The 23,306-nt window shown below is 60.4% G+C and carries 20 protein-coding genes; 13 read left to right on the plus strand and 7 right to left on the minus strand.

Annotated elements, in window-relative coordinates; translation table 11 throughout:
* Positions 1 to 80 precede the first annotated feature (80 nt).
* Complete coding sequence (fadD2, locus tag N005_RS01980) at positions 81 to 1,769, minus strand: long-chain-fatty-acid--CoA ligase FadD2 (protein WP_047698932.1); 1,689 nt, start codon at positions 1,767 to 1,769, stop codon at positions 81 to 83.
* 224 nt (positions 1,770 to 1,993) lie between these two features.
* On the opposite strand from fadD2, the gene N005_RS01985 reads away from it, so the two are divergent.
* Together N005_RS01985 and N005_RS01990 are read left to right on the plus strand one after the other, a co-directional pair.
* Positions 1,994 to 2,938, plus strand: coding sequence for an alpha/beta hydrolase (locus tag N005_RS01985; RefSeq protein WP_047698934.1), 945 nt, complete (start codon positions 1,994 to 1,996; stop codon positions 2,936 to 2,938).
* A 44-nt stretch (positions 2,939 to 2,982) separates the two neighbouring features.
* Positions 2,983 to 3,453: a MaoC family dehydratase gene (locus N005_RS01990; RefSeq protein WP_047698936.1), complete on the plus strand. Its 471-nt coding sequence runs from the start codon at positions 2,983 to 2,985 to the stop codon at positions 3,451 to 3,453.
* Between the two features lie 121 nt (positions 3,454 to 3,574).
* Here N005_RS01990 and hyi read toward each other — a convergent pair whose 3' ends face one another.
* Together hyi and gcl are read right to left on the minus strand one after the other, a co-directional pair.
* Positions 3,575 to 4,357, minus strand: coding sequence for a hydroxypyruvate isomerase (hyi, locus tag N005_RS01995; RefSeq protein WP_047698938.1), 783 nt, complete (start codon positions 4,355 to 4,357; stop codon positions 3,575 to 3,577).
* Between the two features lie 137 nt (positions 4,358 to 4,494).
* Positions 4,495 to 6,270, minus strand: coding sequence for a glyoxylate carboligase (gene gcl, locus N005_RS02000; RefSeq protein WP_047698940.1), 1,776 nt, complete (start codon positions 6,268 to 6,270; stop codon positions 4,495 to 4,497).
* A gap of 267 nt (positions 6,271 to 6,537) precedes the next feature.
* On the opposite strand from gcl, the gene N005_RS02005 reads away from it, so the two are divergent.
* Together N005_RS02005 and N005_RS02010 are read left to right on the plus strand one after the other, a co-directional pair.
* Positions 6,538 to 6,978 carry a GlcG/HbpS family heme-binding protein gene (locus tag N005_RS02005; protein WP_047698941.1) on the plus strand — a complete coding sequence of 147 codons (441 nt, stop codon included), beginning with the start codon at positions 6,538 to 6,540 and terminating at the stop codon, positions 6,976 to 6,978.
* A gap of 214 nt (positions 6,979 to 7,192) precedes the next feature.
* Positions 7,193 to 7,651, plus strand: a complete 459-nt coding sequence (locus tag N005_RS02010) for an REP-associated tyrosine transposase (protein ID WP_047698943.1) — start codon at positions 7,193 to 7,195, stop codon at positions 7,649 to 7,651.
* Positions 7,652 to 7,777: 126 nt separating this feature from the next.
* Here the strand turns inward: N005_RS02010 and N005_RS02015 are convergent, their stop codons facing one another.
* On the minus strand, positions 7,778 to 8,392 hold the full coding sequence (locus N005_RS02015) for a TetR/AcrR family transcriptional regulator (protein WP_041024959.1): 615 nt from the start codon (positions 8,390 to 8,392) through the stop codon (positions 7,778 to 7,780).
* Positions 8,393 to 8,523: 131 nt separating this feature from the next.
* Between N005_RS02015 and N005_RS02020 the strand changes: the two genes are divergently transcribed.
* On the plus strand, positions 8,524 to 9,438 hold the full coding sequence (locus N005_RS02020; protein ID WP_047698946.1) for a DUF808 domain-containing protein: 915 nt from the start codon (positions 8,524 to 8,526) through the stop codon (positions 9,436 to 9,438).
* 132 nt (positions 9,439 to 9,570) lie between these two features.
* On the opposite strand, the gene N005_RS02025 is transcribed toward N005_RS02020, so the two are convergent.
* Entirely contained in the window at positions 9,571 to 10,344 is a 774-nt protein-coding gene (locus tag N005_RS02025) for an MlaA family lipoprotein (RefSeq protein WP_047698948.1), read from the minus strand.
* Positions 10,337 to 11,635, minus strand: a complete 1,299-nt coding sequence (locus N005_RS02030) for a serine/threonine protein kinase (RefSeq protein ID WP_047698950.1) — start codon at positions 11,633 to 11,635, stop codon at positions 10,337 to 10,339. The genes N005_RS02025 and N005_RS02030 overlap by 8 nt, the downstream gene beginning before the upstream one ends.
* 371 nt (positions 11,636 to 12,006) lie before the next feature.
* Between N005_RS02030 and N005_RS02035 the strand changes: the two genes are divergently transcribed.
* From N005_RS02035 to N005_RS02045, 3 genes are all read left to right on the plus strand, one after another.
* The gene (locus N005_RS02035) at positions 12,007 to 12,861 is read left to right on the plus strand and encodes a glycine betaine ABC transporter substrate-binding protein (protein WP_047698952.1); all 855 of its coding nucleotides are present in this window, start codon (positions 12,007 to 12,009) and stop codon (positions 12,859 to 12,861) included.
* Positions 12,862 to 13,183: 322 nt separating this feature from the next.
* On the plus strand, positions 13,184 to 13,495 hold the full coding sequence (locus N005_RS02040; protein WP_047698954.1) for a DUF485 domain-containing protein: 312 nt from the start codon (positions 13,184 to 13,186) through the stop codon (positions 13,493 to 13,495).
* Positions 13,492 to 15,150 (plus strand): cation acetate symporter, encoded by a 1,659-nt coding sequence (locus tag N005_RS02045; protein ID WP_047698956.1) that lies wholly within the window; start codon positions 13,492 to 13,494, stop codon positions 15,148 to 15,150. The genes N005_RS02040 and N005_RS02045 overlap by 4 nt, the downstream gene beginning before the upstream one ends.
* Before the next feature lie 178 nt (positions 15,151 to 15,328).
* Here N005_RS02045 and gltA read toward each other — a convergent pair whose 3' ends face one another.
* Positions 15,329 to 16,618 carry a citrate synthase gene (gene gltA, locus N005_RS02050; RefSeq protein WP_047698958.1) on the minus strand — a complete coding sequence of 430 codons (1,290 nt, stop codon included), beginning with the start codon at positions 16,616 to 16,618 and terminating at the stop codon, positions 15,329 to 15,331.
* Between the two features lie 351 nt (positions 16,619 to 16,969).
* Here gltA and sdhC point away from each other — a divergent pair, with 351 nt between their 5' ends.
* The 5 genes from sdhC to N005_RS02075 all read left to right on the plus strand — a co-directional run bounded on the left by sdhC (position 16,970) and on the right by N005_RS02075 (position 23,303).
* Positions 16,970 to 17,356, plus strand: coding sequence for a succinate dehydrogenase, cytochrome b556 subunit (sdhC, locus tag N005_RS02055; RefSeq protein WP_172679607.1), 387 nt, complete (start codon positions 16,970 to 16,972; stop codon positions 17,354 to 17,356).
* Positions 17,350 to 17,718, plus strand: a complete 369-nt coding sequence (gene sdhD / locus N005_RS02060) for a succinate dehydrogenase, hydrophobic membrane anchor protein (RefSeq protein WP_047698960.1) — start codon at positions 17,350 to 17,352, stop codon at positions 17,716 to 17,718. Before sdhC ends, sdhD begins: the two co-directional genes overlap by 7 nt.
* Positions 17,719 to 17,721: 3 nt before the next feature.
* Positions 17,722 to 19,494, plus strand: a complete 1,773-nt coding sequence (gene sdhA / locus N005_RS02065) for a succinate dehydrogenase flavoprotein subunit (protein WP_047698962.1) — start codon at positions 17,722 to 17,724, stop codon at positions 19,492 to 19,494.
* Positions 19,495 to 19,505: 11 nt separating this feature from the next.
* Complete coding sequence (locus tag N005_RS02070) at positions 19,506 to 20,210, plus strand: succinate dehydrogenase iron-sulfur subunit (protein ID WP_039594133.1); 705 nt, start codon at positions 19,506 to 19,508, stop codon at positions 20,208 to 20,210.
* A 261-nt stretch (positions 20,211 to 20,471) separates the two neighbouring features.
* Positions 20,472 to 23,303 (plus strand): 2-oxoglutarate dehydrogenase E1 component, encoded by a 2,832-nt coding sequence (locus N005_RS02075; protein ID WP_047698964.1) that lies wholly within the window; start codon positions 20,472 to 20,474, stop codon positions 23,301 to 23,303.
* Positions 23,304 to 23,306: the final 3 nt, after the last annotated feature.

Here is a 23,306-nt window from a genome sequence, read left to right on the forward strand (position 1 = left end):
GTGTCAGCCAATATTCCTGTGACTGACTACCGCTATCGCGAGCAGGCTCGCTCCCACAAAGGGCGTGTGCATGGTCTACATCAAGCGATATCGCGCAGCTCCCGGCGCAGGATCTTGCCCACCGGTGTCATCGGCAGCGACTCTCGCAACACGATGTGCTTGGGTATCTTGTAGCCGGTGAAGTTCTCCTTGCAGTAGGCCTTGAGTTCTTCGAGGCTGACGCCCGTCTCCCGCGCCACCACGAACAGTTTCACCGCCTCCCCCGAGCGCTCGTCCGGCACACCGATCACCGCGCAATTGGCAACCTTCGGGTGGGCCATCACCACATCTTCGATTTCGTTGGGGTACACGTTGAAACCCGAGACGATGATCATGTCCTTCTTGCGGTCGACGATCCGCACGAAACCGTCCGGGTCGATCACCGCGATGTCACCGGACTTGAACCAACCCTCGCTGTCCAGCACCTCGGCAGTGGCTTCAGGCTTGTTCCAGTAGCCTTTCATGATCTGCGGCCCCTTGATGCACAGCTCGCCACGCTCGCCCAGGGGCTGTTCGGCGCCGTCGTCGCTGATCACTTTCATGAGCGTGCCTGGCACCGGCAGACCCACCGTGCCCAGCCGCGACCTCTTGCCGTAAGGGTTGGTACAGGCCACGGGCGAGGTTTCGGTCAGGCCATAGCCTTCGGTGATACGGCAGCCCGTGAGCTGCTCCCAACGATCCGCCGTGGCCTTGACCAGCGCGGTGCCGCCGGAATTGGTGAGTTTGAGGCTGGAGAAATCCAGGGTCTTGAAATCCGGATGGTCCATCAACGCCACGAACAACGTGTTGAGCCCCAACAAAGCCGAGAAACGCCAGTTTTTCAGCTCCTTGATAAAACCGCCGATGTCCCTCGGGTTGGTGATCAGCACGTTGTGGTTGCCGGTGACCATCATGCACATGCAGTTCGCCGTGAACGCATAGATGTGATAGAGCGGCAACGGCGCGATCATCACTTCCTGGCCTTCGCGCAGCAGCGGCTGGCCGTCGTCGCCGAACTGGCCCAGGCACGCCCTGGCCTGTTGCATGTTCGCCACCAGGTTGCCATGGGTCAGCATCGCGCCCTTTGCCAAGCCGGTGGTGCCACCGGTGTACTGCAGCACCGCGATATCGTCGAGGCCGACCTTCAGGGGCTTGATGGCCTGGCCACGTCCCAGGCGCAAGGCGCTCTTGAAGGAAATGGCCTGGGGCAGCGAATACGCCGGGACCATTTTCTTGACCTTGTTCACCACGGTGTTGACCAGCCAGCCCTTGGCGGCGGGCATCAGGTCGCCCATTTTCGCTTCGATCAGGTATTGCAGGTCCGTGTCGGGCAGCACTTCCTGAACCTTGCTGCCGAACAGGTTCATGTACACCAGCGCCCGGGCACCGGAGTCCTTGAACTGGTGGCGCATTTCCCGCGGCGTGTACAGCGGGTTGGTGTTGACCACAATCAGCCCGGCGCGCAAGGCACCGAACACGGCAATAGGATATTGCAGGACATTGGGCATCTGCACCGCGATACGGTCACCGGGGACCAGATCGGTATGGGTCTGCAGGTAACCGGCGAACGCCGCGCTGCAGCGCTCGAGCTCGGCATAGGTGAGGGTCACGCCCATGTTGCTGAACGCCGGGCGGTCGACGAATTTCTTGCAGGAACGCTCGAACACCTCGATGACCGACTTGTAGGCCCCCAGGTCGATGTCCGAGGGCACGCCGGCCGGGCGTTTGTCATTCCAGAAATCAGGCTGCATTGTTTTTGTCCTCTTTACCTGAACCTATCCCGGGCCGCTTCTGGATTGCTCGCAGAAGCGGAGCTCTTGGGACACTAGCAGCTCTGGCCAATCAGGCAAATACGGCAATTTGTGTCATAGATTGTGTGAATCTTGCCGCCTACGTGTGGCCTGATCAGGCGAGACGCAACGGATGCGCTATACAATGGAGCAACATCGCCCATGCGCCCATGTAAAGGATCGTCATGATTCATCAAACGTTCTGGCTGACCGCGACCGACCACAGCCGCCTGTTCGTCAATCAGTGGTTGCCCGAAACCGCGCCCCGGGCCGTGATCATGCTGGCTCACGGCATGGCCGAACACAGCGGCCGCTATGGGCGCCTGGCCCAGGCCTTCTGTGACGAAGGCTACGGTGTCTACGCGCCGGACTTGCGCGGCCATGGCAAGACCGGTGAAGGAGCGATCCTCGGCCACTATGCCGACGAAGATGGCTGGGCCAAAGTGGTCGGCGACCTGGCCAGCCTCAACCATCACATCGTTCAGCAACATCCCGACGTGCCAATCGTGCTGTTGGGCCACAGCATGGGCAGCTACATCGCCCAGGCGTACCTGTTGCATCACAGCGCGAGCCTGCATGGAGCGATTCTCAGCGGTTCCAATTTCCAACCGGTGGCGCTGTATCGCGTCGCCCGCCTGATCGCCCGTTTCGAACGCTGGCGCCAGGGCGCCACCGGGCGCAGTGCCTTGATCGAATGGCTGTCGTTCGGCAGTTTCAATCAGAAATTCAAGCCGACACGCACGCCCTTCGACTGGCTCAGCCGCGACCCGGCCGAGGTGGACAAGTATGTCCACGACCCACTGTGCGGCTTTCGTTGCAGCAATCAGCTGTGGGTCGACCTGCTCGGCGGCTTGCAGCAAATCAGCAAAGCGTCCAATCTCGCCCAGATCGATCCGGACCTGCCGTTGCTGGTCATTGGCGGTGAATGTGATCCGGTGAGCGAAGGCAAGCGTCTCAAGGATCTGGCCGACGCCCTGCGCAGCGCCGGCAGCCAGCACCTGCAATTGACGATTTACCCACAGGCCCGGCATGAATTGTTCAACGAAACCAACCGCGATGAAGTGACGGCCGATGTGTTGACCTGGATTGCCCAGGCCCTGACCCACAAGCGCCCGCCACGCAGCGAATAGTTTTCCAGCGTTTTTTCCATTACCCGCCACAGGATCGGAAACAGATGACCCAGGTTACCAATACGCCTTACGAAGCCCTCGAAGTCGGCCAGACCGCCAGCTACAGCAAATCTGTCGAAGAGCGCGACATCCAGCTATTCGCCGCCATGTCGGGCGATCACAACCCCGTGCACCTGGACCCCGAATTCGCCGCGGCGAGCATGTTCAAGGAACGCATCGCCCATGGCATGTTCAGCGGTGCGTTGATCAGCGCGGCGGTGGCGTGCGAGTTGCCTGGGCCCGGGACTATCTACATCGGCCAGCAGATGAGCTTCCAGAAACCGGTCAAGATCGGCGACACCCTGACCGTACGCCTGGAGATCCTGGAAAAACTGCCGAAGTTTCGCGTACGCATCGCCACTCGCGTGTTCAACCAGCGCGATGAACTGGTGGTGGATGGCGAGGCCGAGATCCTCGCGCCGCGCAAGCAACAGACGGTGACCTTGCCGACGTTGCCGGCGATCAGCATCGGCTGATTCACAGGCCGCTCGCCACAATGATCTCAGTGCCTGCTCGCGATAGCGGTGTGTCAGCCAAATAGGGGGGAATGGCCTGCCGCCATCGCGAGCAGGCTCGCTCCCACAGGGTGGAGTCGGGTCAGATCGCGTTATGGGTCTTCAGCCAGTTCAAACCCGCTTCGGTGCTGGTCAACGGCTTGTATTCGCAGCCGACCCAACCCTGGTAGCCGATGCGGTCCAGGTGTTCGAACAGGAAGCGATAGTTGATCTCGCCGGTGCCCGGCTCGTTGCGTCCCGGGTTGTCCGCCAGTTGCACATGGTTGATCTCGCTCAGGTGCGCCGACAGGGTCCGGGCCAGGTCACCTTCCATGATCTGCATGTGGTAGATGTCGTATTGCAGGAACAGATTGGCGCTGCCCACCTGCTCGCGGATCGACAGGGCCTGGGCGGTGTTGTTCAGGTAGAAGCCGGGGATGTCACGGGTATTGATGGCTTCCATCACCAACTTGATGCCCTTGGCCTGCAGCTTCTCGGCGGCGTACTTCAGGTTGGCGACGAAGGTCTTGCGCACCAGGGCCTCGTCGCAATTCTGCGGGCAGATCCCGGCCAGGCAGTTGACCTGGGTGTTGCCCAGTACCTGCGCGTAGGCAATCGCCAGGTCGACGCCGGCGCGGAACTCCTCGACCCGGTCCGGCAGGCAGGCAATGCCACGCTCGCCCTTGGCCCAGTCACCGGCCGGCAGGTTGAACAGCACCTGGGTCAGGCCGTTGGCGTCGAGCAGGGCCTTGAGTTCGGCGGAACTGTAGTCGTAGGGGAACAGGTATTCGACCCCACTGAAACCGGCCTTGGCGGCCGCTTCGAAGCGGGCGAGGAAATCCTGTTCGGTGAACAGCATGGACAGGTTGGCGGCGAAACGCGGCATGGCAGTCTCCTGTGAATATTCTGAAGCCCTTGTGGGGCGGACTTCTGTGGGAGCAAGGCTTGCCCGCGATCACATCGCCTCGGTATCAAGATGAACCGAGGCGCTTCCATCGCGGGCAAGCCTTGCTCCCACGGCGGTCAGTCGAGCAACGAAATGGCCGTCGGCGCGTCGTTGCCCACCAGTGCCAGGTCTTCGAATTCGTTGACGGCGTTGATCTCGGTGCCCATGGAAATATTGGTCACCCGCTCGAGGATGACCTCGACGATCACCGGCACCTTGAACTCCTCGATCATTTCCTGGGCCTTGCGCAACGCCGGCTGGATGGCGGACGGTTCGAACACCCGCAGCGCCTTGCAGCCCAGGCCCTCGGCAACGGCGATGTGGTCCACCCCGTAGCCGTTGAGTTCCGGCGCGTTGAGGTTGTCGAAGGACAGCTGTACGCAGTAGTCCATGTCGAACCCGCGCTGTGCCTGGCGAATCAGGCCCAGGTAGGAGTTGTTCACCACGACGTGGATGTACGGCAGCTTGAACTGCGCACCCACGGCCAGTTCTTCGATCATGAACTGGAAGTCGTAGTCCCCCGACAAGGCCACGACCTTGCGGCTCGGATCGGCCTTGACCACCCCCAGCGCGGCCGGAATGGTCCAGCCCAACGGACCGGCCTGGCCGCAGTTGATCCAGTGGCGTGGTTTGTAGACGTGCAGGAACTGCGCCCCGGCGATCTGCGACAGGCCGATGGTGCTGACGTAGCAGGTGTCCTTGCCGAACACCTGGTTCATTTCTTCGTACACGCGCTGGGGCTTGACCGGCACATTGTCGAAGTGTGTCTTGCGTTGCAGGCTGGCCTTGCGCTGCTGGCAGTCCTGCAACCAGGCGCTGCGGTTTTTCAGCTTGCCGGTGGCCTGCCATTCACGGGCGACTTCGATGAACACCGTCAGTGCCGAGGCGGCGTCGGAGACGATGCCCAGGTCCGGGGTGAACACGCGGCCGATCTGGGTCGGTTCGATGTCGACATGAATGAACCGGCGACCTTCGGTATAGACATCCACCGAACCGGTGTGGCGGTTGGCCCAGCGGTTACCGACCCCCAGCACCAGGTCCGACTTGAGCAGCGTCGCGTTGCCGTAGCGGTGGGACGTCTGCAGGCCGACCATGCCGACCATCAGCGGGTGGTCGTCCGGGATGGTGCCCCAACCCATCAGCGTAGGGATCACCGGGATTCCGGTCAGCTCGGCGAACTCCACCAACAGCTCGCTGGCATCGGCGTTGATGATGCCGCCACCGGCCACGAGCAAGGGCCGTTCGGCCTGATCGAGCATCGCCAGGGCTTTCTCGACCTGCGCACGGTTGGCCGCGGGTTTGGCCAGTGGCAGTGGCTGGTAGGTATCGATGTCGAACTCGATCTCGGCCATCTGCACATCGAAGGGCAGGTCGATCAATACCGGGCCGGGGCGGCCGGAGCGCATCTCGAAGAACGCTTTCTGGAACGCGTAGGGCACCTGGCCTGGTTCCAGGACGGTGGTCGCCCACTTGGTCACCGGTTTGACGATGCTGGTGATGTCCACCGCCTGGAAATCTTCCTTGTGCAGGCGGGCGCGGGGGGCTTGCCCGGTGATGCACAGGATCGGGATCGAATCGGCCGAGGCGCTGTAGAGCCCGGTGACCATGTCGGTGCCGGCCGGGCCCGACGTGCCGATGCAGACACCGATGTTGCCGGCCTTGGTGCGGGTGTAGCCCTCAGCCATGTGCGAGGCACCTTCAACGTGGCGCGCGAGGACATGATCGATGCCACCGACTTTCTGTAGGGCGGAGTACAGCGGGTTGATCGCGGCACCCGGAATACCGAAGGCGGTGTCCACGCCTTCACGGCGCATCACCAGAACGGCGGCTTCGATTGCTCTCATTTTGCTCATGGTTTTGTGCCTCTTACGTTTTGTAATTGTATACAAGTGGCTTTTCGGCGAGTTTATTCACGGCGAACGTTGCAGGTCAATCCTTTTCCTCAAGTACCTGTTTCATTCGTCGGAAGGCCGATAAGCCTGTGGCTTTTCGTCGCGCATGGCGATTTACGAGAATTATTGTATACAAAAATAAATTTAATTGTGCTCTATTTGTTGTGTGAGGGTTCGCCTGAAGTGAAACCCAGAAGGCTTTCCAATAACAAAAGAAGGACAGCATCCATGAGCGCTCTAACCATGAACGTCGCCGTCAGCCTGGCGGAGCAGGCCCTTGTCGCGGGCCGTGAAATCAACGCTGCACCCTTGACCGTCGCGGTCTTGGACAGCGGCGGGCACTTGATTGCCCTGCAGCGCGAAGACGGCGCCAGCCTACTCCGCCCCCAGATCGCCATCGGCAAGGCCTGGGGCGCCGTCGCCTTGGGTAAAGGCTCACGCCTGCTGGCCCAGGACGCCCAACAACGGCCAGCGTTCATCGCCGCGTTGAACAGCCTCGGGCAAGGCAGCGTCGTGCCGGTTCCGGGTGGGGTGTTGATCAGGGATCAGGCGGGGCAGGTGCTGGGCGCGATTGGCATCAGCGGCGACCTGTCGGATGTCGATGAGCAGGTGGCTGTCAGGGCGGTGGAGGCGGTGGGGTTGCGGGCGGATGCGGGGGGGGTTGTTTGATTCTGTATTGACTGACCTATCGCTATCGCGAGCAGGCTCGCTCCCACAGGTTTCGATGGGTGGACACAAAATGTACGAACACCGCAAATCCCCTGTGGGAGCGAGCCTGCTCGCGATGACAATCTCTCAGACACATCCTGCTAATGGTCTGCCCCTCATCCCTGCATTCATAGGTCTAGCCTTGTCCGGGACTCGATGACAAAGGGGGCACGGAATGCCTGATTTGCCCGCTTCGCACCGGCTGCGCCTCGGCCGTTGTGCGGAGTTCAGCCGTATATATCTATTAACCGCAAACACCTTCGACCGGATGCCAGTCTTCAGCGAATTTGTCTTGGGAAGATTGGTTGTCGAGCAGTTTCGGAAAGCTGAGGATCTGGGCCTTGCCAACTCATTGGCGTGGGTCGTCATGCCGGATCACTTCCATTGGTTGATCGAATTGCGCAGGGGCTCGCTAAGTGGCTTGATGCAAAGGACAAAATCATTGAGTACCAAGTCAGTGAACCAGCGGCTCGGCCGGAAACTGTGCCTTTGGCAGCTAGGTTTTCATGACCGGGCGCTGCGGCGGGAAGAGGATCTGGTCAAGCTTGCCCGATATGTTGTGGCTAACCCATTGCGGGCTGGCTTGGTCGAACGGTTTGGCGATTATCCGTTGTGGGATGCGATCTGGGTTTGATTGGGAATCGAGTCGCCTTCATCGCGAGCAGGCTCGCTCCCACAGGGTTTGGCTGTGGATATGATTCAGCGAACGATCGAAATCCCTTGTGGGAGCGAGCCTGCTCGCGATGAAAGCGACTCGATGCTAAGCCTGGCGATCCAACTCACACCCCTTCAACACCAACCGGATAATCGTCTGCGCCGCCGCTTCATAATCGGCCTCATCCAGCTTCGCCTTGCCGGTGATGGCGGTGATCTGCCAGTCGAAGTCGGCATAGGTCTGGGTGGCGGCCCAGATGCTGAACATCAGGTGGTTGGGGTCGATGGGGGCGATCTGGCCGCGGTCTATCCAGGTCTGGATGCAGTCGATGTTGTGCCGGGCCTGGGCGTTGAGTTGTTCCACCAGGTCGGGGCTCAGGTGGGGGGCGCCGTGCATGATCTCGCTGGCGAAGACCTTCGAGGCGAAGGGCAGGTCGCGGGAAATGCGGATCTTGGAGCGGATGTAGTGGCTCAGCACTTCGCCGGGCACGCCGTCGGCGTTGAACGGGGTCGAGGCCTGGAGGATCGGCTCGATGATGCTTTCCAGGACCTCGCGGTAGAGGTTTTCCTTGGATTTGAAATAGTAGTAGACGTTGGGTTTGGGCAGGCCCGCCTTGGCCGCGATGTCGCTGGTCTTGGTCGCCGCGAAGCCCTTGTCGGCAAATTCCTCGCTGGCGGCACGCAGGATGAGTTCTTTGTTGCGCTCGCGGATAGTGCTCATAAACCCAGGGGTTCCTTGCCTGTTCTGGCGGTGGCGCATGGTAGCACCGGCCTCGCGCGACGCTCAAGAATGCCCCGTGGCACGGCGGCTCGCGGTATGCTGCGCGGCATTATCATTCAAGGAGCCCCTCCATGGCTGGAAGCAGTTTGCTGGTGTTGATCGACGACATCGCCACCGTGCTCGACGATGTCGCGCTGATGACCAAGATGGCCGCGAAGAAAACCGCCGGCGTGCTTGGCGACGATCTGGCACTCAACGCCCAGCAGGTGTCTGGCGTGCGGGCCGAGCGCGAGCTGCCGGTGGTCTGGGCCGTGGCGAAGGGCTCGTTTATCAACAAGCTGATTCTGGTGCCGTCGGCGCTGGCCATCAGTGCCTTCGTGCCGTGGCTGGTAACGCCGCTGTTGATGGTGGGTGGCGCCTACCTGTGTTTCGAGGGGTTCGAAAAACTCGCCCACAAGTTTCTCCACAGCGCGGCCGAAGACCAGGCCGAGCATGCGCAACTGGTCGAGGCCGTGGCCGATCCGGCGGTGGACCTGGTAGCGTTCGAGAAGGACAAGATCAAGGGCGCCGTGCGCACCGATTTCATCCTGTCGGCGGAGATCATCGCCATCACCCTCGGCACCGTCGCCGATGCTCCGCTGACCCAGCAGGTGATCGTGCTATCGGGCATCGCTGTGGTCATGACCGTTGGTGTCTATGGCCTGGTGGCCGGGATCGTCAAGCTCGATGACCTGGGGCTGTGGCTGACCCGGAAGCCGGGGCAGGTTGCCAAAAGCATCGGCGGCACCATCCTGCGTGCCGCACCGTACATGATGAAAAGCCTGTCGGTGATCGGCACAGCGGCGATGTTCCTGGTGGGCGGCGGCATCCTCACCCATGGCGTGCCGGTGGTGCATCACTGGATCGAAGGCGTGGCAGCCAGTGCCGGCGGGGCCGGGTTCATCGTGCCGATGCTGCTCAATGCAGTGGCGGGGATTGTCGCAGGCGCGGTGGTGCTGGCGGGAGTGATGGTGGTGGGCAAGCTCTGGAAGGCGCTGAAAGGCTGAATCTGACAACCCGAAACCCCTGTGGGAGCGAGCCTGCTCGCGATAGCGCTCTGTCAGGCAACATAAATGTTGAATGTCAGGCCCTCATCGCGAGCAGGCTCGCTCCCACAGGGGATCTCACTTGGCCGACGGCTACTCGGCAATCTGCAACTTGCGCGATTCCGTGTACACGTAGCGCACCTTTTCATACTCGAATGGCGAGTTCAGCTGGCCATAGCGGAAGCTGGTCTGATAGCGCTTGTCCACCCCGCGCAGGAGCAGCAGTTCCGGGTGATTGGCACTGACTTCCGAGACGTTCAGGAAGTTGATCGCCGACTCGGCCGTGTAGTCCACCAGCAACCCTGAAGTGTCCCGCAGGTTGGACGGACCGAAGATCGGCAGTACGAAGTAGGCGCCGGCCGGTACGCCGTAGAAGCCCAGGGTCTGGCCGAAGTCTTCGCTCTGGCGCGGCAGGCCCATGGCGGTGGCGGGGTCCCACAGGCCGGCGACGCCGATGGTGGTGTTGAGCAGCAGCCGCGCCGTGGTCTCCATCGAACGCTTGCCCTTGAACTGCAGCAGGCTGTTCATCAGGTTCGGCACGTCACCCAGGTTGTTGAAGAAGTTGCTGACGCCGGTGCGCACGAAGCTCGGGGTGACGTAGCGGTAGCCGTCGACCACGGGCAGGAACACCCATTGGTCGAAACGGTAATTGAAGTGATAGACGCGACGGTTCCAGGACTCGAGCGGGTCATAGACGTTCAACGCGTTGAGGGTCGAACGCTCGAATTCGCGCTGGTCCAGCCCCGGGTTGAACTTGAGTTTGGTCAGCGGTTCCTTGAAGCCGTCGGCATCCACGGTCGCCTTGTCATCGGCGTGAACCACGCCTGCACCCAGTAACGCAGCGATAAGCAGGAGGTATTTAGCCACGGAAGAACTCCAGCATGGCGTCGCTGTTGACGCGGTAATTGAGGTTGCCGCAATGGCCGCCCAGTGGGTACACCGTCAGCCGATCGCCAAAGGTCTTGCGCAGGAAGCCCAGGTCGCCGGGGCCGAGGATGACGTCGTCGGCGTTGTGCATCACGGCGATCTTCGAGCTTTCATGCAGGTAATCCTTCAGGGCGTAGAGGCTGACCTGGTCGACCAGTTGCAGCAGGCTGCCGCCGTCGGTCCGCGCGCGCCACATCGGGATCACTTGTTCAGTCAGGTAGCAGTCGAAATCGCACTGCAGCGCACGCTTGAGAAATGGCGTCAGGCTGGTGCTTTCGGTGATCGGGAACTTGGGCGGGGTAATCAGGCCGCGACGGTTGATCAGGTCCGAAGTGAAGGCGATATCGGCCGCCGAGAAGCGGAACGAGGTGCCGATCAGCATCGCCATCTGTTCGTTGCTCAGGTGTTGCTTGGACTGCTGGAAGTCATAAAGGAGGGCATCGTTGAGGTCGATGTAGCCTTTTTGCTGGAAGTAGCGGGTCAGCTTGTTCAGCACCACTTCATAGAACGTCGTGGTGCTGTTGATGCCCTTGACCTGGGTCTGGACCAGTTTGTCCAGGTTGGTGACCGAGGTGTAGAGGTTCACCGGCGGGTTCAGCAACAGCACTTTCTTGAAGTTGAAGCTGCGCCGGGTTTCGTCCAGGTGTGCGACGAAGGCTGCGTCCAGCGCCCCGAGGCTGTAGCCGGTGAGGTAGTACTCGGTCACCGGCACTTTGGGGTTCTGCGCGCGCACGGCTTGCATGACCCGGTACATGTCTTCGGCATCTTCCTTGGTGATGCCCGGGGTGGCGAAGCGCGAGGCGGAGCTCATGAAGTCGAAACTGGTGGGCGATGACAACTGCACCACGTGGTAGCCGGCCTTATAGTAGAGGCGCTTGAGGTATTCGTTGAGGGTGCTGTCATACCGTGCACCGGTACCGGCGATCAGGAAGATCAGCGGTGCCGGTTTGTCCTGGGTGGCCATGCGGTAGGTGAGGCTTTTCACCGGCCAGAAGTTGTCCGGCAGGATGAACTCACGTTCCGGGCGCAGGGTGACGCTGTGGTCCGCCTGGTTGATGTCCTCGATCAAGGGCAACTCGGGGCGCAGGTCGGGCGGGGTGGTCGCGATGGTCGCCTCGAACGGGTTGGTCAAGGGGTAGCCATAACTGGCGGCGTCGATATCCACCGCCAGCGCGGACGCACTCAGGATAAGGCCGCCGAGGAGGGCAGCGAAGCGCAAGGAACGGAGCATGACTGGATCCCTTAGAGGATGGTGCCGAATGAGGTTCGCAGGCTATGACCACTGAAGCGAAGCCAAGTGCCATGACCGGCACGAAACAGCTTTGAGTGGGGGGCGATAGCATCGGGACGATACACGGAGTGGTGGTTGGTGGCTAGTTGCCTACACTTGTCGTGGATGGCGTTCTGATGTCGCTCCTCGCTGTATCAATGTCGCTAACAGATCAGGTTCAGGATCGTCGCAGGTTGATGATCGTTCCATCAGTACTCCACTGATGTTCGAACTGGTTTGGCAGGCGAGCGTGATGGGGGCGCTGAGCACCATAACAATACGTTGACGTCGCTCGGCATTCGTCGGGCGCAGCACTTTCGGGGAAGTACACGATGAAGATGCGACGACTCATGGGCGCAGGTGCCGCACTGGTACTGGCGATCAGCTCCACACTGGCTAGCGCCGAAACCAAAACCCTGAGCATCGGCTACGTTGACGGCTGGTCCGACAGCGTCGCGACGACTCACGTGGCGGCGGAAGTCATCCAGCAGAAGCTCGGTTATGACGTGAAGCTGCAAGCGGTGGCGACCGGGATCATGTGGCAGGGCGTGGCCACCGGCAAGCTCGATGCCATGCTTTCGGCCTGGTTGCCAGTGACTCACGGCGATTACTGGACGAAGAACAAAGACCAGGTAGTCGATTACGGTCCCAACTTCAAAGACGCGAAAATCGGCCTGATCGTGCCGGAGTACGTCAAGGCTCAGTCCGTAGCCGATCTCAAGACCGATGAAAGCTTCAAGAACCGCATTGTTGGCATCGACGCCGGTTCAGGCGTGATGCTCAAGACCGAACAGGCGATCAAGGACTACGACCTGACCGGCTATCAACTCAAGGCCAGTTCCGGCGCCGGCATGATTGCCGAGCTGACCCGTGCCGAGAAAAAGAACGAATCCATCGCCGTTACCGGTTGGGTGCCGCACTGGATGTTCGCCAAGTGGAAACTGCGCTTCCTGGAAGACCCGAAAGGCGTCTATGGCGCGGCTGAAACCGTGAACAGCATCGGCAGCAAGGAATTGGCGACCAAAGCACCGGAAGTCGCCGAGTTCCTGAAGAAATTCCAATGGTCCTCGAAGGACGAAATCGGCGAAGTCATGCTGGCTATCCAAGAGGGTGCCAAGCCTGAAGCCGCTGCCAAGGACTGGGTCGCCAAGCACCCGGACCGCGTAAAGGAGTGGACTGGCAAGTAATCGGCCTGATCCTGTGATTCCGAAAGCCGCATGACGTCGTGTCATGCGGTTTTTTTTATGCCCGCGTATTTCTCAAGCCTTGCACTGCCCCCTGTGGGAGCGAGCCTGCTCGCGATAGCGGCGTACCTGCTTGCAACAATGTTGAATATGACGCCGTCATCGCGAGCAGGCTCGCTCCCACAAGGGGGGGCGTGGCGATGGTTTTTGCTGGAAACTGGCAAAACCGTCATGTCGTTCTAATACTAAGGTCGTCTGGAACCTGGCCTTGAGCCGCATAGAGTAGAGTCGTTCCAACTTAAATTGTGCTGCGAGGATAAAAACAATGAACGACAGCATTTACCTCTCGATTCAAAACAGCCCGCGCTTCAAGGAGCTGGTGAGAAAAAGAGAAAGGTTCGCCTGGATTCTTTCGGCGATCATGCTAGGGCTGTACTCCGGATTCATTCTGCTGATCGCCTACGGGCCGCACATACTCGGGGCCAGGATCACGCCCGATTCGACGATGACCTGGGGTATTCCCATCGGTGTCGGCCTGATTGTCTCGGCATTCATCCTGACCGCCATCTACGTGCGACGCGCCAACGGCGAGTTCGATGAGCTGAACACTGCGATTCTCAAGGAGGCTCAACAATGATCCGGCGTCTACTGGCTCTATTGAGCATCGCAGCGTTCGCCCCGGGTGCCTGGGCGGCTGAAGCCCTGACCGGGGCCGTGCAGAAACAACCCCTCAACGTCTCCGCCATCGTCATGTTCGTGGCGTTCGTCGGCTTGACCCTGGGCATCACCTACTGGGCATCCAAGCGTAGCAAGTCGGCCAGCGACTACTATGCGGCCGGCGGTCGGATCACCGGTTTCCAGAACGGCCTGGCCATTGCTGGTGACTACATGTCGGCGGCGTCCTTCCTGGGGATTTCCGCGCTGGTATTCGCGTCGGGCTACGATGGCCTGATCTACTCCATCGGCTTCCTGGTGGGCTGGCCGATCATCCTGTTCCTGATCGCCGAGCGCCTGCGTAACCTGGGTAAATACACCTTTGCCGACGTGGCGTCCTATCGCCTGGGGCAAAAGCAGATCCGTACCTTGTCCGCCAGCGGTTCGCTGGTGGTGGTGGCGTTCTACCTGATCGCGCAGATGGTCGGCGCCGGCAAGCTGATCCAGCTGCTGTTCGGCCTGGACTACCACGTTGCGGTAGTGCTGGTGGGTATCCTGATGTGCCTCTATGTGCTGTTCGGCGGCATGCTGGCGACCACCTGGGTACAGATCATCAAGGCGGTGCTGTTGCTGTCGGGCGCTTCGTTCATGGCGCTGATGGTGATGAAGCACGTCAACTTCGACTTCAACATGCTGTTTGCCGAAGCGGTCAAGGTTCACCCTAAAGGTGAGGCGATCATGAGCCCTGGCGGCCTGGTGAAGGATCCGGTCTCGGCCTTCTCCCTGGGCCTGGCCCTGATGTTCGGTACTGCTGGCCTGCCGCACATCCTGATGCGCTTCTTCACAGTGAGTGACGCCAAGGAAGCGCGCAAGAGCGTGCTGTATGCCACTGGCTTCATCGGTTACTTCTACATCCTGACCTTCATCATCGGCTTCGGCGCGATCCTGCTGGTCAGCACCAATCCGGCCTTCAAGGACGCGGCAGGTGCCTTGCTGGGCGGTAACAACATGGCGGCGGTGCACCTGGCCAACGCCGTCGGCGGCAGTGTCTTCCTGGGCTTCATCTCGGCCGTGGCGTTTGCCACTATCCTGGCGGTTGTGGCAGGCCTGACCCTGGCCGGCGCTTCGGCGGTGTCCCATGACCTGTACGCCAGTGTGATCAAGAAAGGCAAGGCCAACGAGAAGGACGAGATCCGTGTCTCGAAGATCACCACCATCGCCCTGGCGGTGCTGGCGATTGCCTTGGGCATCCTGTTCGAGAAGCAGAACATCGCGTTCATGGTGGGCCTGGCGTTCTCCATCGCGGCGAGCTGCAACTTCCCGGTGCTGCTGCTTTCGATGTACTGGAAGAAACTGACCACCCGTGGCGCCATGATCGGTGGCTGGCTGGGCCTGATCAGTGCCGTGGGGCTGATGATCCTCGGCCCGACCATCTGGGTGCAGATCATGGGTCACGAGAAGCCGATCTACCCGTACGAGTACCCGGCGCTGTTCTCGATGGCGATTGCCTTCGTCGGTATCTGGTTCTTCTCCATCACCGACAAGTCGGCTGAAGCCGAGAACGAGCGGGCGCTGTTCTTCCCGCAGTTCGTGCGTTCGCAGACTGGCCTGGGGGCGAGCGGGGCGGTTAATCACTAATGAGGCAGTGGCGAGCTGCGAGCTTCAAGCTGCAAGTTAGAAGCGGTGCAGCATAGGAAAATACCCCTGTCGAGAGACAGGGGTATCTTTTTGCTTGCAGCTTGCAGCTTGCAGCTCACTAAACCCCCGCCAAAAAAAAACGGCCTCATCAAGAGGCCGTTTCTTTTTTGGCTGGGGTTTAGTGCCGATCTTCCAGCTTGGTGATGTCGCGCGACTCATAGCCGGTGTACAGCTGGCGTGGACGGCCGATCTTGTACGGGCTGGAGAGCATTTCCTTCCAGTGGGAGATCCAGCCGACGGTCCGCGCCAGGGCGAAGATCACGGTGAACATGCTGGTTGGAATGCCGATCGCCTTGAGGATGATCCCCGAGTAGAAGTCGACGTTCGGGTACAGCGAGCGCTCGATGAAGTACGGATCGGTCAGGGCGATCTCTTCCAGGCGCATGGCCAGTTCGAGTTGCGGATCGTTCTTGATCCCCAGTTCCTTGAGCACTTCGTCGCAGGTCTGCTTCATGACGGTGGCGCGCGGGTCGCGGTTCTTGTAGACCCGGTGGCCGAAGCCCATCAGCTTGAACGGATCGTTCTTGTCCTTGGCCTTGGCGATGAACTTGTCGATGTTCGAGACATCGCCGATTTCATCGAGCATGGTCAGTACCGCTTCGTTGGCACCGCCGTGGGCCGGGCCCCAGAGTGCGGCGATACCGGCGGCGATACAGGCGAACGGGTTGGCACCCGACGAGCCGGCCAAGCGTACGGTGGACGTGGAGGCGTTCTGCTCGTGGTCGGCATGGAGGATGAAGATCCGGTCCATGGCCTTGGCGAGCACCGGGCTGATCGGTTTGATCTCGCACGGGGTGTTGAACATCATGTGCAGGAAGTTTTCCGCGTACGACAGGTCGTTGCGCGGGTACATCATGGGTTGGCCCATGGAGTACTTGTAGACCATGGCTGCCAGGGTCGGCATCTTCGCCACCAGGCGGACCGCGGAGATTTCGCGATGCTGGGGGTTATTGATGTCCAGGGAGTCGTGGTAGAAGGCCGAGAGGGCGCCGACAACGCCGCACATGACGGCCATCGGGTGGGCGTCGCGACGGAAGCCGTTGAAGAACGACTTCAACTGCTCGTGAACCATGGTGTGGTTCTTCACGGTGCTGACGAACTGGGCCTTCTGTTCTGCGGTCGGGAGCTCGCCGTTGAGCAGCAGGTAGCAGGTTTCCAGGTAGTCCGATTTTTCAGCCAGTTGCTCGATCGGGTAGCCGCGGTGCAGCAGGATGCCGTTGTCGCCATCGATATAGGTGATCTTCGACTCGCACGAAGCGGTCGACATGAACCCTGGGTCGAAGGTGAAGCGGCCCGTGGCCGTCAGGCCGCGAACGTCGATTACATCGGGACCAACGGTGCCGGTTAAAATGGGCAGCTCGACGGGGGCTGCGCCCTCGATGATCAACTGCGCTTTTTTGTCAGCCATGTGGCCTCCTATTAATGCTTGGAATCATCAGACAGACCCCCCACGCAGGGCCCGCACCACTATAGTGAGATAAATCCGAATGTCAATTTGCCTAAAGTCTTGCTCCAGAAGGCTTTAACCGGACTTTTTCCTCGAAATTACCTGCCGTTTACGCCTTTTGCCGCTGTTGTGCAATGCGCCATCAGTGGAAGGTGAACGCGTTGTCATTAGTAACCTAACTGTCTATACTCGGCAGCCGACCGCCAGGGGCTTTTGGGCCAGCTTCGCTGGGGGTCGTCACTCCCTGGGTGGTGAGTACCTGACCAGTGCGCGCCGCAACAACTTTGCCCTGATTCTTAGGGGCTCTTCAGTGTGAAAAAAGCCGTGAAAAGCCAACGACCTGTAAACCTAGACCTAAGGACCATCAAACTCCCAGTCACTGCTTACACGTCCATTCTTCACCGTATTTCCGGTGTCATCCTCTTTGTCAGCCTGGCCATCATGCTCTACGCATTGGACAAGTCGCTCGACTCGGAAGAAGGCTTCGGTCAGGTGAAGGCGTGTCTGACCAGTCCGCTAGCCAAGCTAGTGATTTGGGGCATCCTGTCCGCCTTGCTGTATCACCTGGTTGCCGGTGTGCGCCACTTGATCATGGATATGGGCATCGGTGAGACGCTGGAAGGCGGCAAGCTGGGCTCGAAAATCGTTATCGCCGTTTCCGTGGTGGTAATCGTTCTGGCAGGAGTCTGGATATGGTAACCAACGTCACGAACCTCTCGCGTTCGGGCCTCTATGACTGGATGGCGCAGCGTGTGTCTGCGGTCGTTCTCGCGGCTTATTTCATTTTCCTGATCGGATATGTCGTCGCCAACCCAGGCCTTGGCTATGCCCAATGGCATGAACTGTTCGCAAGCAACTGGATGCGTATCTTCAGTCTGCTGGCCCTCGTCGCACTGGGCGCTCACGCCTGGGTCGGCATGTGGACCATCGCCACCGACTACCTGACGCAGATGGCGTTCGGCAAGTCGGCGACTGCCGTACGTTTCCTCTTCCAGGCGGTATGCGGCGTTGCGATGTTCGCTTACTTCGTCTGGGGCGTGCAGATTCTCTGGGGTATCTGATCCATGGCTAACATTCCAACGATTTCTTTCGACGCCATCATCATTGGCGGCGGCGGTGCCGGCATGCGCGCAGCGCTGCAACTGGCACAGGGCGGTCACAAGACTGCCGTGATCACCAAGGTCTTCCCGACCCGTTCGCACACTGTTTCCGCCCAGGGCGGCATCACCTGCGCCATCGCTTCGGCCGACCCGAACGACGACTGGCGCTGGCACATGTACGATACCGTCAAGGGTTCCGACTACATCGGTGACCAGGACGCTATCGAATACATGTGTCAGGAAGGCCCGGCCGCGGTGTTCGAGCTGGACCACATGGGCCTGCCGTTCTCCCGTACCGAAACCGGCCGTATCTACCAGCGTCCATTCGGCGGCCAGTCCAAGGACTACGGCAAGGGCGGCCAGGCTGCACGTACCTGTGCGGCATCCGACCGTACCGGCCACGCGCTGCTGCACACCCTGTACCAGGGCAACCTGAAAGCCGGTACCACGTTCCTGAACGAGTACTACGCCGTAGACCTGGTGAAGAACCAGGACGGCGCCTTCGTCGGTGTGATCGCGATCTGCATCGAAACCGGCGAAACCACCTACATCCGCTCGAAAGCCACCGTGCTGGCGACCGGCGGTGCAGGTCGTATCTATGCGTCCACCACCAACGCCCTGATCAACACCGGTGACGGTGTCGGCATGGCCCTGCGTGCCGGCGTACCGGTACAAGACATCGAAATGTGGCAGTTCCACCCGACCGGCATCGCCGGCGCCGGTGTACTGGTCACCGAAGGTTGCCGCGGTGAAGGCGGCTACCTGATCAACAAGCACGGCGAGCGTTTCATGGAGCGTTATGCTCCGAACGCCAAGGACCTTGCCGGTCGTGACGTCGTGGCGCGTTCGATGGTCAAGGAAATCATCGCCGGTAACGGCTGTGGCCCGAATGGCGACCACGTGATGCTCAAGCTCGACCACCTGGGCGAGGAAGTGCTGCACAGCCGCCTGCCAGGCATCTGCGAGCTGTCGAAGACCTTCGCTCACGTCGACCCGGTCGTCGCGCCGGTTCCAGTGGTTCCAACCTGCCACTATATGATGGGCGGCGTTGCCACCAACATTCATGGCCAGGCAATCACCCAGAACGCCGAAGGCGTGGACGAAATCATCCCTGGCCTGTTCGCAGTGGGTGAAGTGGCGTGCGTATCGGTTCACGGTGCCAACCGCCTGGGCGGCAACTCGCTGCTCGACCTGGTGGTCTTCGGTCGCGCTGCCGGCCTGCACCTGGAAAAGGCCCTGACCGACGGTATCGAGTACGACGACGCTACCGAAGCCGACATCAATGCGGCCCTGTCGCGCCTGAACGCGCTGAACAACCGCACCGATGGCGAAGACGTGGCCACCCTGCGTCGCGAGCTGCAAAGCTGCATGCAGAACTACTTCGGTGTATTCCGTACCGGCGAATACATGCAGAAGGGTATTGCCCAGCTGGCAGAACTGCGTGAACGAATTGCCAATGTGAAGATCAACGATAAGTCACAGGCGTTCAACACTGCTCGTATCGAAGCGTTGGAACTGCAGAACCTGCTGGAAGTGGCCGAAGCCACCGCCATCGCCGCAGAAGTGCGTAAAGAGTCCCGTGGTGCCCACGCCCGCGAAGACTACGAAGACCGTGACGACGAAAACTGGCTGTGCCACACCTTGTACTTCCCGGGTGAAAAACGCGTCGCCAAGCGTGCCGTGAACTTCTCGCCGAAGACTGTTCCGACTTTCGAACCTAAAGTCCGGACTTATTAAGGGTGACCGCCATGTTGCAAGTCAGTGTTTATCGCTACAACCCTGATCAGGACGCTGCGCCGTTCATGCAGGATTTCCAGGTCGATACCGGTGGTAAGGACCTGATGGTGCTGGACGTGCTGGCCCTGATCAAGGAGCAGGACGAAGGTTTCTCCTATCGTCGCTCCTGCCGCGAGGGCGTTTGCGGCTCCGACGGCATGAACATCAACGGCAAGAACGGCCTGGCCTGCATCACGCCACTGTCGGCCGTTGTCAAAGGCAACAAGCTGATCGTTCGTCCGCTGCCAGGTTTGCCGGTTATCCGTGACCTGGTCGTCGATATGAGCATCTTCTACAAGCAATACGAGAAGGTGAAGCCATTCCTGCAGAACGACACGCCGGCTCCGGCCATCGAGCGTCTGCAGTCCCCGGAAGAGCGTGAGAAGCTCGACGGTCTGTACGAGTGCATCCTGTGCGCTTGCTGCTCGACTTCGTGCCCATCCTTCTGGTGGAACCCGGACAAGTTCCTGGGCCCGGCCGCCCTGCTGCAAGCGTACCGCTTCCTGGCAGACAGCCGTGACACCAAGACGTCCGAGCGTCTGGCCGCACTGGATGACCCGTTCAGCGTATTCCGCTGCCGCGGGATCATGAACTGCGTCAACGTCTGTCCGAAAGGCCTGAACCCGACTAAGGCCATCGGTCACGTACGTAACATGCTGCTGCAAAACGGCGTGTGATTCAGCTGCTGTACCCGTAGAACCGCTGTACCCGTAGAGGCTAAGGCGCGGGCTTCAACCCGCGTCGTAGCATAACCAGGACAGCCGCCCACAAAGCGGCGGTTCTTATTTTGAAGAAATGAGACAAGCAGGGGCATCCGGGCTGGTACCCGGACTATCAGCGTGATCCTAAGTGGCTTGTTTTAGTCGCTGCACTCGGACTTCTGCAAGTTTGCTCGGTGTTTTCGCCGATGGTGTTCCCCTAATCGAGGGTGACCAAGCATGCAAGAAAGCGTGATGCAGCGCATGTGGAACAGTGCCCACCTCTCCGGTGGTAACGCTGCCTATGTGGAAGAGCTCTACGAGCTCTACCTGCACGACCCTAACGCTGTGCCAGAAGAATGGCGCACCTATTTTCAGAAGTTGCCTGCTGACGGTAACTCTGCCACCGATGTTTCGCACTCGACGATTCGCGATCATTTCGTGCTGCTGGCAAAGAACCAGCGCCGCGCTCAACCGGTCTCCGCCGGCAGCGTGAGCAGCGAACACGAGAAGAAGCAAGTTGAAGTACTGCGACTGATCCAGGCCTACAGGATGCGAGGCCACCAGGCAGCCCAGCTGGACCCGCTGGGGCTGTGGCAGCGTCCTGCACCTGCAGACCTGTCGATCACTCACTACGGCTTGACCAATGCCGATCTTGATACGACCTTCCGTGCCGGCGACCTGTTCATCGGCAAAGAGGAAGCGAGCCTACGTGAAATTCACGAAGCGTTGCAGCAGACATATTGCCGCACCATCGGCGCTGAGTTCACGCACATCACCGATTCCGAGCAACGCCAGTGGTTCCAGCAGCGTCTGGAAAGCGTTCGTGGCCGTCCGACGTACTCCGCCGACATCAAGAGCCACCTGCTCGAGCGCGTGACTGCCGGTGAAGGCCTGGAGAAATACCTGGGCACCAAATACCCGGGTACCAAGCGTTTCGGCCTGGAAGGCGGCGAGAGCCTGATCCCGATGCTGGACGAGCTGATCCAGCGTTCCGGTTCGTACGGCACCAAGGAAGTGGTCATCGGCATGGCCCACCGTGGCCGTCTCAACGTGCTGGTCAACACCTTCGGCAAGAACCCGCGCGAGCTGTTCGACGAGTTCGAAGGCAAGAAGAAGGTCGAGCTGGGTTCCGGTGACGTTAAATACCACCAGGGCTTCTCGTCCAACGTGATGACCACCGGTGGCGAAGTTCACCTGGCGATGGCGTTCAACCCGTCCCACCTGGAAATCGTTTCCCCGGTGGTCGAAGGTTCGGTTCGCGCCCGTCAGGATCGTCGCAACGACCCGACCGGCGAGAAGGTACTGCCGATCTCCATCCACGGTGACGCGGCGTTCGCCGGTCAGGGCGTGGTCATGGAAACCTTCCAGATGTCCCAGACCCGCGGTTTCAAGACCGGCGGTACGGTGCACATCGTCATCAACAACCAGGTTGGTTTCACCATCAGCAACCCGTTGGACTCGCGCTCCACCGAGTACGCGACCGACGTGGCGAAGATGATCCAGGCACCGATCCTCCATGTGAATGGCGATGATCCGGAAGCCGTGCTGTTCGTGACCCAGCTGGCCATCGACTACCGCATGCAGTACAAGCGTGACGTGGTGATCGACCTGGTCTGCTACCGTCGTCGCGGCCACAACGAAGCCGACGAGCCAAGCGGCACCCAGCCTCTGATGTACCAGCAGATCGCCAAGCAGCGCACCACCCGTGAGCTGTATGCCGAGCGCCTGACCCAGAGCGGCGTGCTGAATGCCGAGCGCGTCCAGGAAAAAGTCGATGAATATCGCAACGCCCTGGACAACGGCCTGCACGTTGTAAAAAGCCTGGTCAAGGAACCGAACAAAGAGTTGTTCGTGGACTGGCGTCCGTACCTGGGCCACGCCTGGACCGCTCGTCACGACACGCGTTTCGACCTCAAGACCCTGCAGGAACTGTCCGCCAAGCTGCTGGAAATTCCGGAAGGCTTCGTGGTCCAGCGCCAGGTCGCGAAGATCTACGAAGACCGTCAGAAGATGCAAGCCGGCGGCCTGCCGATCAACTGGGGTTACGCCGAAACCATGGCGTACGCGACCCTGGCGTTCGAAGGTCACCCGATCCGCATCACCGGTCAGGACGTAGGCCGCGGCACTTTCTCGCACCGTCACGCGGCGCTGCACAACCAGAAAGACGCCAGCACCTACATCCCGCTGCAACACCTGTACAAAGGCCAGCCACGTTTCGACCTGTACGATTCGCTGCTGTCCGAGGAAGCCGTCCTGGCGTTCGAATATGGCTACTCCACCACCGAGCCGAATGCGCTGGTGATCTGGGAGGCCCAGTTCGGCGACTTCGCCAACGGTGCCCAGGTGGTTGTCGACCAGTTCATCACCAGCGGCGAGCACAAGTGGGGTCGTCTGTGCGGCCTGACCATGCTGCTGCCACACGGTTATGAAGGGCAGGGGCCGGAGCACTCCTCGGCACGCCTGGAGCGTTACCTGCAACTGTGCGCCGAGCACAACGTCCAGGTCTGCGTACCGACGACTCCGGCGCAGATCTACCACCTGCTGCGTCGTCAGGTCATCCGTCCGCTGCGCAAGCCGCTGATCGTGCTGACGCCGAAGTCGCTGCTGCGCCACAAGCTGGCGATCTCCACGCTCGAGGACCTGGCCGAAGGCTCGTTCCAGACCGTTATTTCCGAGATCGATACGCTGGACGCGGCCAAGGTGACTCGCCTGATCCTGTGCAGCGGCAAGGTCTACTATGACCTGTTGGAAAAGCGTCGTGCCGAAGGCCGCGAAGACATCGCCATCGTGCGTATCGAGCAGCTTTACCCGTTCCCGGAAGAAGACCTGATGGAGGCCATCGCGCCTTACACCAACCTCACCCGCGTGGTGTGGTGCCAGGAAGAACCGATGAACCAGGGCGCGTGGTACAGCAGCCAGCATCACCTGCGTCGCAGCATCGGCAACCATAACAAGGCCCTGGGCCTGGAGTACGCCGGTCGTGAGGCTTCTGCCGCACCTGCTTGTGGTTACGCATCGATGCACGCCGAGCAGCAGGAACAACTGCTGCAAGATGCCTTTACCGTTTAATGC

It is taken from the genome of Pseudomonas mediterranea CFBP 5447 (assembly GCF_000774145.1).
GTDB classification, from domain to species: Bacteria; Pseudomonadota; Gammaproteobacteria; order Pseudomonadales; family Pseudomonadaceae; genus Aquipseudomonas; species Aquipseudomonas mediterranea.